This window comes from Bradyrhizobium sp. 62 (assembly GCF_023073035.1).
GTDB lineage: Bacteria > Pseudomonadota > Alphaproteobacteria > Rhizobiales > Xanthobacteraceae > Bradyrhizobium.
The window spans coordinates 64,191-74,169 of sequence record NZ_JADPIT010000014.1; the positions used below are offsets into that span (position 1 = coordinate 64,191).

The 9,979-nt window shown below is 64.0% G+C and carries 10 protein-coding genes; 7 read left to right on the forward strand and 3 right to left on the reverse strand.

The features are described from left to right. Positions 1–16: 16 nt before the first annotated feature. Both IVB47_RS08815 and IVB47_RS08820 read right to left on the reverse strand, forming a co-directional pair. Complete coding sequence (locus IVB47_RS08815) at positions 17–406, reverse strand: YkvA family protein (RefSeq protein ID WP_247357298.1); 390 nt, start codon at positions 404–406, stop codon at positions 17–19. Between the two features lie 91 nt (positions 407–497). Beyond that, entirely contained in the window at positions 498–800 is a 303-nt protein-coding gene (locus tag IVB47_RS08820; RefSeq protein WP_247461075.1) for a 4a-hydroxytetrahydrobiopterin dehydratase, read from the reverse strand. 154 nt (positions 801–954) lie between these two features. On the opposite strand from IVB47_RS08820, the gene IVB47_RS08825 reads away from it, so the two are divergent. Both IVB47_RS08825 and IVB47_RS08830 read left to right on the forward strand, forming a co-directional pair. After that, the gene (locus IVB47_RS08825) at positions 955–2,400 is read left to right on the forward strand and encodes a TAXI family TRAP transporter solute-binding subunit (RefSeq protein WP_247461077.1); all 1,446 of its coding nucleotides are present in this window, start codon (positions 955–957) and stop codon (positions 2,398–2,400) included. A gap of 104 nt (positions 2,401–2,504) precedes the next feature. Further along, complete coding sequence (locus tag IVB47_RS08830; protein ID WP_247461079.1) at positions 2,505–4,046, forward strand: alkaline phosphatase D family protein; 1,542 nt, start codon at positions 2,505–2,507, stop codon at positions 4,044–4,046. Between the two features lie 10 nt (positions 4,047–4,056). Here the strand turns inward: IVB47_RS08830 and IVB47_RS08835 are convergent, their stop codons facing one another. Beyond that, entirely contained in the window at positions 4,057–4,458 is a 402-nt protein-coding gene (locus IVB47_RS08835) for a response regulator (RefSeq protein ID WP_247461080.1), read from the reverse strand. Between the two features lie 157 nt (positions 4,459–4,615). On the opposite strand from IVB47_RS08835, the gene IVB47_RS08840 reads away from it, so the two are divergent. The 5 genes from IVB47_RS08840 (at position 4,616) to typA (ending at position 9,936) form a co-directional block, all read left to right on the forward strand. After that, complete coding sequence (locus tag IVB47_RS08840) at positions 4,616–5,380, forward strand: Crp/Fnr family transcriptional regulator (RefSeq protein WP_027566332.1); 765 nt, start codon at positions 4,616–4,618, stop codon at positions 5,378–5,380. 79 nt (positions 5,381–5,459) lie between these two features. Further along, positions 5,460–6,176 carry a prolipoprotein diacylglyceryl transferase family protein gene (locus IVB47_RS08845; protein WP_247461082.1) on the forward strand — a complete coding sequence of 239 codons (717 nt, stop codon included), beginning with the start codon at positions 5,460–5,462 and terminating at the stop codon, positions 6,174–6,176. Then, a complete protein-coding gene (locus IVB47_RS08850; protein ID WP_247461084.1) occupies positions 6,157–7,587 on the forward strand; it encodes a radical SAM protein in 1,431 nt (476 codons plus the stop codon). The genes IVB47_RS08845 and IVB47_RS08850 overlap by 20 nt, the downstream gene beginning before the upstream one ends. Next, positions 7,584–7,853 carry a hypothetical protein gene (locus tag IVB47_RS08855; RefSeq protein ID WP_027514926.1) on the forward strand — a complete coding sequence of 90 codons (270 nt, stop codon included), beginning with the start codon at positions 7,584–7,586 and terminating at the stop codon, positions 7,851–7,853. Before IVB47_RS08850 ends, IVB47_RS08855 begins: the two co-directional genes overlap by 4 nt. A gap of 256 nt (positions 7,854–8,109) precedes the next feature. Next, the gene (gene typA, locus IVB47_RS08860; RefSeq protein WP_007598731.1) at positions 8,110–9,936 is read left to right on the forward strand and encodes a translational GTPase TypA; all 1,827 of its coding nucleotides are present in this window, start codon (positions 8,110–8,112) and stop codon (positions 9,934–9,936) included. The last annotated feature ends 43 nt before the right edge of the window (positions 9,937–9,979 follow it).

Consider the following 9,979-nt stretch of genomic DNA (forward strand, 5'->3'; position numbering starts at 1 on the left):
GAGGATGCGGCAACAGCTACTGCGCGGCTTCCGCGTCCACCTCATCCACCCCGCGCTTCAGCGCGGCGCGGGCGGCTTCGCGATGCTCGTTCGTGATGTGGCTGGCAACCATGCGGATCGCAGTGGCGAGCACGGCGGCGTCATCGGTGAAGCCGAGGATCGGCATCACGTCGGGAACGAAATCAAACGGCAGGATGAAATAGGCGATCGCCCCGAGCAGCGACGCCTGGATATGGCGCGGCGTCTGCCGGTCGAAGGCGCAGTAATAGGCGGCGAGCAGATCCTCCGCGAACGGCAGTTGCGCGGCGACACGCTTCAGCTTGCGCCAGAAGCGGCGGCGCACGCTCTCACGATCTTCCGCGAGCCGGTCGGCCGGCTCGAAACCAACGCTGTGTTCGGCAGCCATGGTCGACAAACTCCCCGTTCAGCCAAGGGTGGCAGATCGCCGCATCCCGTGCTGAACACAAGATGGGGAGGCGGCAGCGCCTCGCAAGGCGTCAGCCTGGTGTCAGCTTGGCGATGGCGTTCATCGCCCTGGCGAGCTCGATGTCGAGCGCGGTGACGCCGCCGGCGTCATGGGTCGACAGCACCACCTCCACCGTCTTGTAGACATTGCGCCATTCGGGGTGGTGGTCCATCTTCTCGGCGACCAGCGCCGAACGCGTCATGAATCCGAACGCCTCGTTGAAATCCTTGAAGACAAAGGTTTTCCCGATCGCCTCGCGTCCCTGAACCTCGGTCCAGCCAGATAGTCCGCCCAGCGCCTGCCTGCGCGCCTCCGCCGAGAGCCGTTCTGCCATCGTCGCCTCCGTCCTTTCAGGGGAACTTTACCCTAACACCGCACTGACGCCCCGGGTTCATACGGGATTAGACGCCATCCGCTAACCATGACGGAGATGTAACCCTGCCGGACAAGAAATTTGCTACACTTGCGGGCGTAAATCGCCGGCCAAGATGAAACTGAGCCTCAAGCGACTGTTCGGGAGATCGATGACCGGGGGATTGGACCTGGCCGAAGCGCCCACCCCGCCTTCGCCGCGATCAGCGGCGCGGAAGACGGCGCTCGTGTCTCTGGCACTCGTGCTTGCGATCGTGGGCACGCTTGCCGGCGGCTATTATTTCGCGATGCGGCCGGTGACGCTGAAGATCGCGGTCGGTCCCGCCAACAGCGATGACCTCAAGGTCGTGCAGGCGCTGACGCAGGCTTTCACTCAGAACAAAAGTCTTGTGCGGCTACGGCCGATCCAGACCGACGGCGCCACAGCCAGCGCCGAGGCGCTCGCGGAGGGTAAGGTTGATCTCGCCATCGTGCGCGGCGACGTCGACGTGCCGAAGAACGCGCAGGCGGTCGCGACCCTGCGCAAGAACGTCGTGGCGCTGTGGTCCGTGCCCGGCAAGGGCAAGAAGAAGGGCGCGAAAATCACCAAGATCGCGCAGCTCGCCGGCCATCGGGTCGGAGTGATCGGCCGCACCCAGGCCAACGTCAATCTGCTCAAGGTGATCCTCCAGCAATACGGCGTCGATCCTGCCAAGGTCGAGGTGATACAGTTCCCCGCCAATGAAGCCGCCGAGGCGATCAAGGCCCAGAAGGCCGATGCCTATCTCGCAGCCGGCCCTGTCAACAGCAAGATCACGTCGGACGCGATCGCCGCCACTGCCAAGGAGGGCGGGACGCCGGTCTTCCTCGCGATCGATTCCGCGGATGCGATCGCGCAGAACCATCCGGTTTATGAAGCCTCGGAGATTCCGGCCGGCACCTATGGCGGCTCACCCGTTCGCCCCGACGACGAGGTCAAGACGATCAGCTTTTCACACCACATCGTGGCGCGCAAAGGCGTATCCGAAACCAACATCGCCGCGTTCACGCGCCAGCTTTTTGCCGTGCGCCAGCAACTGGTGACGGAATTCCCGCTGGCGGCGAAGATCGAAACACCCGACACCGACAAGGACGCGGTGATCCCGGTGCATCCCGGCGCGGCCGCCTTCGTCGACGGCGAGGAAAAGACCTTCCTCGACAGATACAGCGATTACATCTGGTGGACGCTGATGGCGCTCTCGGCCATGGGCTCGATCGGCGCCTGGTTTGCGGGCTATTTGAAGAAGGACGAGCGCGACAACAACAACCATCAGCGTGAACGTCTGCTCGACATGATCGCGGCGGCACGCAAGAGCGAGACGACCGAAGACCTCGACCAGATGCAGACCGAGGCCGACGACATCCTGCGCAATACACTGCGCTGCTTCGATCACGGCGCGATCGAGGAAGCCGCGCTCACCGCCTTCAACATCGCGCTCGACCAGTTCCACGCGGCCGTCGCCGATCGCAAGGCGGTGCTATTCAGCCTGCCGCAGAACCTGCAGCGCGCCGGCGCACATTTCAGGGCCGCCGGCAGCGCGTAAAAGCTTCCGCGCGTAATCGCGGCGTCACATTGTCTCAATATAGCGTCGGACTTCACCGTGGCGGTCGCCTGAGCGATCGTCTCACGCGATATCGAGTCCGTCCCATGAACATCAAATTCTCCCGTCGCCGTTTCCTGACGACCAGTGCCGGCGCGCTTGGCGCGGTCGCAATGCCGCATCTCTCCCGCGCGGCCGACCGGCCGGCCGTGACCCATGGCGTGCAGTCGGGCGACGTCACCGTCGACGGTGGCGTGGTCTGGGCGCGCGCCGACCGTCCCGCGCAGATGCTGGTCGAAGTGGCGACGACGGAGTCGTTCAGGGATGCTCGCGCGCTGCCGCCGATCGCAGCGCTGCCCGAAAGCGACTTCACCGCGAAGATGCTGATCGAAAACCTGCCGGGCGGACAGGACATCTTTTATCGCGTCCGCTTCCGCGACCTTTCGCACACCGCGGTGGTGGGCGAACCGGTGACCGGCCGCTTCCGCACCGCGCCCGCCGACCGCCGCGACGTCAGCTTCGTCTGGGGCGGCGACGTCGCCGGCCAGGGCTGGGGCATCAACCCCGACGACGGCGGCATGTTCACCTTCTCGGCGATGCGCAAGCACCGTCCGGATTTCTTCCTGCACTCCGGCGACACCATCTATGCCGACGGTCCCATCCAGTCCGAGGTGAAGCTCGCCGACGGCAAGATTTGGAAGAACGTCACGATTCCCGAGAAGGCCAAGGTCGCCGAGACGCTGGACGAGTACCGCGCCGCGCACAAATACAATTTCACTGACGACAATCTTCGCGCCTTCAATGCCGAAGTGCCGATCTTCGTGCAGTGGGACGACCATGAGGTGACCAACAACTGGTCGCTTTCGAAGGAGCTGCCGGCGATCTACAAGGAGCGCGACATCGCACTGCTTGCGGCCCGCGCGGGCCGTGCCTTCCACGAGATGTATCCGATGCGCGAGAGCATCGTCGAGCCCGGCCGCGTCTATCGCCAGATCTCCTATGGTCCTCATCTCGACGTGTTCGTGCTCGACGAGCGCAGCTATCGCGGCCCGAACGGCCCCAACCTCGAAACCGCTTACGACCCGGCCAGCTATTTCCTCGGCCTCGACCAGATCGCCTGGCTCAAGCGCGGCCTGTTGAATTCGCGCGCGACCTGGAAGGTGATCGCCTCCGACATGCCGCTCAGCCTCGTCGTGTCAGATACGGCAAAGGGTGGATCGGAAGCCATTGCGCAGGGCGACGGCCCGGTGCGCGGCCGCGAGTTCGAGATCGCCGACATCCTGCGCTTCATCAAGATGGCGCCGGTCAGCAACACCGTATGGCTGACGGCGGACGTGCATTACGCCGCCGCGCACTATTACGATCCGAACAAGGCCCAATTCCAGGATTTCGAGCCGTTCTGGGAGTTCGTGTCGGGCCCGCTTCACGCAGGCACGTTCGGTCCGAACGCGCTCGACAATACGTTTGGGCCGGAGGTGCGTTTCGTCAAGGCGCCGGGGAAAGACAACCAGAACCTGCCGCCGTCCGCCGGCATGCAGTTCTTCGGTCACGTCAAGATCGACGGCGCTTCCGGCCAGATGACGGTGACCTTGCGCGACCGCGCCGACGTCGCGCTGTGGTCGACCACGCTCGATCCGAAGCCGGCCTGACGCCGTATCGCTAGTCCGCCGCGCGGACCTGGAGCGCTGCCTCCAGCGCGTCGCTCGAACACGGCTTCTGCAGACGCGGCTGGCCGGCGAATTCCGGTGGGATGCGCGCGTCAGCGCCGTAGCCGGTGACGAAGACGAAGGGAATCTTCAGGGCCGCGAGCCGTTCGGCGACCGCAAAACTGTTCTCGCGACTTAATCCCACGTCGAGCAAGGCGAATTCGGGGGCATCCGCCGCGATTGCGGTCAGCGCCTGCGCGACTGAACCTACCGTGCGCACGCTCTTCACACCAAATCCGAGCAGGCGATCCTCGAAGTCGATCGCGATGATCGGATCGTCCTCCACGATGAGGACATCGGCGGGACAGTTTGAACCATCGGAAACAGCGGGTGCCATCATCGTAACTTGGAGCATGAGGTTTTCTCTGACTGGGATACCGGGTCACGACGCCTGTACCCAGCGCGGAGGGTTCCCGGAACGAAACCACCACATCACAGTTGTCAGGTCTGTCTACTTGTGCACACAGGACCTCGTCGGAACTCGCTAATGTGGAGGCGGATGGGAGTTTAAGATGGACGCGCGGACCAGCAACGCCACCGAGATCGATAGCCGGCCGACCAACAATCTGCTGCGGCGCTTGAGCCACGCCGACTACGCGCTGCTCGCACCGCACATTACCGTCGACACGGCCGGGGCGAGCGAGCTGCTCTACAATCCCGGCGACGACGTCCAGGTCGTCCATTTCCCCTGCGGACCATCGCTCGCGACTTTCCTCGTTCCCAATGAGGACGGCCGTGACGTCGAGACCATCCTGGTGGGCCGCGAAGGCGCAGTGGGCGGTATCGTTAGCGAGGGCTATCTGCCGGCCTATACCCGGATCTGCGTGAAATTCGGCGGACCGTTTGCGCGAATTCACGTCAGCAAGCTGGAGGCCGCCAAGCAGCGCTCGTCCTCGTTGCGCCATGTCTTCGCTCGCTACGCCGACTGCATGCTGGCGCAGATCTTCCAGTCCACCGCCTGCAACGCCATTCACTCGATCGAGCAGCGCACTGCCAAATGGATGCTGGCGGCGATGGAGCGGACCGGCGACGAGAGCAGCGTGCCGCTGACCCATGAACAGCTCGCGACACTGCTCGGTGTCGGCCGCAGCTATGCCAGCCGCGTGCTCCAGTCGTTCAAGGCGGAAGGTGTGCTCGACACCCGGCGCGGATCGATTCTGGTCCGTAACCGCGAGGGCCTGCGCCTGCGCGCCTGCCGGTGCAACGAGGCCGTGAAGATGCACTTCGAGGAAGTGCTGCGCGGCGTCTATCCGACCGAGGAGCGGCAAGCCGGCTAGCCGCCCGCCTCGCTCCTCTTCGGGGATAAGAAACGGCCGCACTATCCCGCCAGGCGGGAACCTGGGCTAATGTCCCCGCATGAGCGGGGCTTTCCTTCACACTCTCTTCGACGTGGCAGCATGGCTGGCTGCGGCCGTGGCGCTGTACTGGCTGTCGCGACAGGGCTTGCAGTTTCCGACGCAATCCTTCGAACGGTCCTACCTCGCCGCTTTGGTGTTCGGTGCAGGCCTCGGCGCCTATCTGTTCGGCTCCGCCAATCTGTGGCTGTCGGGCCAGAGCGGCATCGCGCGCTCTGTGGAAGGTGCGCTCGCCGGCGGCATCGTGGCGATCGAGCTCTACAAATGGTCCGCAGGGATCACCGTCCGAACGGGCGCCCGTTTTGCGCTGCCGCTGGCGATCGGCATCGCGATCGGCCGGCTCGGCTGCTATTTCGCGGGCCTCGACGATTTCACCTACGGCACGCCGACGGCATGGCCCTGGGGCCACGATTTCGGCGACGGCATCCTTAGGCATCCCGTGCAGCTCTACGAAAGCGTCGCTATGGGGGTATTCGCGCTGCTCTACGTGCTGGCGGTCTTGAACCGGAGCGCGTTTGTGATCACCAATGGTTTCCACCTCGTCCTCGTCTACTATGGTGCACAGCGCTTCCTGTGGGAATTTCTCAAGCCCTACGGCACGCTGATCGGCCCCTTCACGCTGTTCCACCTGCTGTCGCTGTCCATCCTGCTCTACGCCGTCGTCATGCTGGCGACGGCGCCCAAAGCGAGACCCATGCATGAACGCGCCGTTGCGTAAGTCGCGCCCCTATGTCTTCTGGGGCCAGACCCAATCTCTCTGCGAGACCTGCCTGAAGCTGGTGCCGGCCAAGATCCAGATCCTCGACAACGAGGTCTGGTACGAGAAGCGCTGCAAGGAGCATGGCGTCCAGTCCACGCTGGTGTCGACGGACGCAGCCTATTGGCGCCTGTGCAAGGATTTCATCAAGCCCGGCGACCGGCCGCTCGCCTTTCAACGGCACACCGAATTCGGCTGCCCCTATGATTGCGGCCTGTGCCCCGACCACGAGCAGCATTCCTGCCTGGCGCTGATCGAGATCACCGAGCATTGCAATCTGACCTGCCCGGTGTGCTTTGCCGATTCCTCGCCGGCGCGGACCAGCTTCACGCCGCTGCCCAAGATCGAGCGAATGCTGGACGCGTTGGTCGCGAGCGAAGGCGAGCCTGACCTGGTGCAGATCTCCGGCGGCGAGCCGACGCTGCATCCCGACTTCTTCGCGATCCTCGATGCCGTGCGCGCGCGCCCGATCCGCCATGTCATGATCAACACCAACGGCCTGCGTATCGCCCGCGAAAAGGATTTCGTGGCGCGGCTCGCCGAGAACAAGCGCGGGCTCGAGGTCTATCTCCAGTTCGACTCGCTCGAACGCGACGCTTTGATCAATCTGCGCGGCGCGGATTTGCGCAAGATCCGCCAGCAGGCGCTGGAAAATCTCGAGCATTACGGCGTGTCGACCACGCTGGTCGCGACCATCAAGCGCGGCGTCAACGATGCCGAGATCGGCGACATCGTTCGCCACGCGCTGACCTGGAAATGCGTGCGCGGCGTCACGCTGCAGCCGGTGCAGGATGCCGGCCGCAACGAGAATTTCGACAAGAACACCGACCGCATCATGCTGTCGGAGATTCGCAAGCGCGTGGTCGAAACCGGCGTATTCGGCGACAAGGACATGATCCCGCTGCCCTGCAACCCCGAAAGCATCTCGATCGGTTACGGCCTGCGCAACGGCGAGAAAGTGCTGCCGCTGACCTCGCTGATCCCACAGGAGCAACTCGTCGCATTGTTGCCCAATACGATAAGCCCGGAGAAGCATCCGGCGCTGAGGGAGAAATTCATCGACCTGTTTTCGCTGTCCTCGGGACCGCTGAACACGAGCGAACGCGTCTGCGAATTGCTGTGCTGCCTGCCGAGCTTCGAGGTGCCGCAGGGCATCACTTACGAGAACGTATTCCGCGTCACCATCGTGCAGTTTCTCGACCGCTTCAATTTCTGCGTCGGCAACGTCAAGCGCAGCTGCATCCATTTCGTCACCGAGAACGGCGCGATCATCCCGTTCGACACCTACAATCTGTTCTACCGGAACGGAAAGATCGACAGCATCCGCGCCGAACTGGCGGCGCAGTCAACCGAAGGAGCCCTGCAGGCATGAGCATCAGCGACACGCCTTCACCAGCCCCGCCGGGACCGCCTCCTGCCCCGCCGAACAAGCGCAGCGGTTGCCTGACCGCGCTCATGGCGATCTTCGGGATCATCCTGCTGCTGCCCGGCGCCTGTGCACTCCTGTTCGGCGGAATCTCGATATCCGACAGAGGCCGGATCGATTCCGACGTCGCGCCCCTGGTGTTCCTGGGCCTGGTCGTGGGGCTGGGCGGGGTCGCCCTGATCTGGGCCGCCATCAAGGGCCGGCGCGGCTGAGCCCGGCTTTTTGCCTAACCCCCGGGAATCCCCGGACAAAATTCAATCAACCAACGGCCAAAGAACACATTGTTTTTTGGCCGTTTTTGCCTATATTGCGCCGCAACGCGTAGGGTGCCCGGTCGATATGCCGGGCTTTCCCTTTTGGGCGGAAAGCGCCCCGTTTCCAGTCTTCAAGCGTTGTTTCGAGAAGAGGTCCCGGTCTGACCGGCGAGATCGCGCTTAACCCATTGTCCGACCGCAAAGAAGCTCACTCATGAACCTTCGCAACATCGCCATCATCGCCCACGTCGACCACGGCAAGACAACGCTCGTCGACCGCCTTCTCCAGCAATCCGGCACCTATCGCGAGAACCAGAAGGTGACCGAGCGCGCCATGGACTCCAACGATCTGGAGCGCGAGCGCGGCATCACCATCCTGGCCAAGGCGGCCTCGGTGCAGTGGAAGGACACCCGCATCAACATCGTCGACACCCCCGGCCACGCCGATTTCGGCGGTGAGGTCGAGCGCATCCTCAACATGGTGGACGGCGCGCTGGTGCTGGTCGACGCCGCCGAAGGCCCGCTGCCGCAGACCAAATTCGTGGTCTCCAAGGCGCTCAAGGTCGGTTTGAAGCCGATCGTCGTGATCAACAAGGTTGACCGTCCCGACGCGCGGGCGACCGAAGTCATCAACGAGGTGTTCGACCTGTTCGCGGCGCTCGACGCCAGCGAGGAGCAGCTCGACTTCCCGATCCTCTATGGGTCGGCCAAGCAGGGCTGGATGGCCGAGAGCCCGGACGGGTCGCACGAAGCCGGCATGCAGCCGCTGTTCGACCTGATCGTGCGCCATGTCGCGCCGCCGACCGTCGAGGAAGGCCCGTTCCGCATGATCGGCACCATTCTGGAAGCCAACCCCTATCTCGGCCGCATCATCACCGGCCGCATCTCTTCCGGTTCGATCAAGCCGAACCAGGCCGTGAAGGTGCTGGGCGCCGACGGCAAGACCATCGAGACCGGCCGCATCACCAAGATCCTCGCCTTCCGCGGCATCGAGCGCACCCCGCTCGACGAAGCCGAGGCAGGCGACATCGTTGCGATCGCCGGCCTGACCAAGGGCACCGTCGCCGACACCTTCTGCGATCCGTCGGTCGATACCCCGCTCGTGGCGCAGCCGATCGACCCGCCGACCGTGTCGATGTCCTTCATCGTCAACAACTCGCCGCTCGCCGGCACCGAAGGCGACAAGGTGACCAGCCGCATGATCCGCGACCGCCTGTTGCGCGAGTCCGAGGGCAACGTTGCGCTGCGGGTGGTCGAAGCCTCCGACAAGGACGCGATGGAAGTTTCGGGCCGCGGCGAATTGCAGCTCGCGATCCTGATCGAGACCATGCGCCGCGAAGGCTTCGAGCTTTCGGTGTCACGTCCGCGCGTCGTGCTGCAGAAGGACGAGGCCACCGGCGCCACCCTGGAGCCGATCGAGGAAGTCGTCATCGACGTCGACGAGGAGCATTCCGGCGTCGTCGTGCAGAAGATGAGCGAGCGCAAGTCCGAGCTGATCGAGATGAAGCCGTCCGGCGGCAACCGTTTGCGCCTTGTGTTCTACGCGCCGACCCGCGGCCTGATCGGCTACCAGGGCGAGTTGCTCACCGACACGCGCGGCACCGCGATCATGAACCGCCTGTTCCACGGCTACGCGCCGTACAAGGGCGAGATCCAGGGCCGCCGCAACGGCGTGCTGATCTCCAACGACCAGGGCGAAGCGGTGGCTTACGCCATGTTCAAGCTGGAAGATCGCGGCCCGATGATGATCGAGCCGGGCTGGAAGGTCTACAAGGGCATGATCGTCGGCGAGCATACCCGCGACAACGACCTCGAGATCAACGTGCTCAAGGGCAAGCAGCTCACCAACATCCGCACCACGTCGAAGGATGAAGCGGTGCGCCTGACCCCGCCGATCCGCATGACGCTCGAAAAGGCGCTGGCCTATATCGAGGACGATGAGTTGGTGGAGATCACGCCGAAGTCGATCCGCCTGCGCAAGCGGCATCTCGATCCGAACGAGCGCAAGCGCGCGGAAAAGTCCAAGGAAGCGGTGGCTTAAGCTACCGCTCGCAACTCTGTCATGCCCCGGCTCGACCGGGGCA

Excerpts from the sequence above, each read along its gene's own strand:
- IVB47_RS08820 (WP_247461075.1), bottom strand. The coding sequence starts at position 800 with ATGGCAGAACGGCTCTCGGCGGAGGCGCGCAGGCAGGCGCTGGGCGGA.
- IVB47_RS08855 (WP_027514926.1), top strand. The coding sequence starts at position 7,584 with ATGAGCATCAGCGACACGCCTTCACCAGCCCCGCCGGGACCGCCTCCT.
- IVB47_RS08835 (WP_247461080.1), bottom strand. The coding sequence starts at position 4,458 with ATGCTCCAAGTTACGATGATGGCACCCGCTGTTTCCGATGGTTCAAAC.
- IVB47_RS08830 (WP_247461079.1), top strand. The coding sequence starts at position 2,505 with ATGAACATCAAATTCTCCCGTCGCCGTTTCCTGACGACCAGTGCCGGC.
- IVB47_RS08840 (WP_027566332.1), top strand. The coding sequence starts at position 4,616 with ATGGACGCGCGGACCAGCAACGCCACCGAGATCGATAGCCGGCCGACC.
- IVB47_RS08850 (WP_247461084.1), top strand. The coding sequence starts at position 6,157 with ATGAACGCGCCGTTGCGTAAGTCGCGCCCCTATGTCTTCTGGGGCCAG.
- IVB47_RS08845 (WP_247461082.1), top strand. The coding sequence starts at position 5,460 with ATGAGCGGGGCTTTCCTTCACACTCTCTTCGACGTGGCAGCATGGCTG.
- IVB47_RS08815 (WP_247357298.1), bottom strand. The coding sequence starts at position 406 with ATGGCTGCCGAACACAGCGTTGGTTTCGAGCCGGCCGACCGGCTCGCG.
- IVB47_RS08825 (WP_247461077.1), top strand. The coding sequence starts at position 955 with ATGAAACTGAGCCTCAAGCGACTGTTCGGGAGATCGATGACCGGGGGA.
- typA (WP_007598731.1), top strand. The coding sequence starts at position 8,110 with ATGAACCTTCGCAACATCGCCATCATCGCCCACGTCGACCACGGCAAG.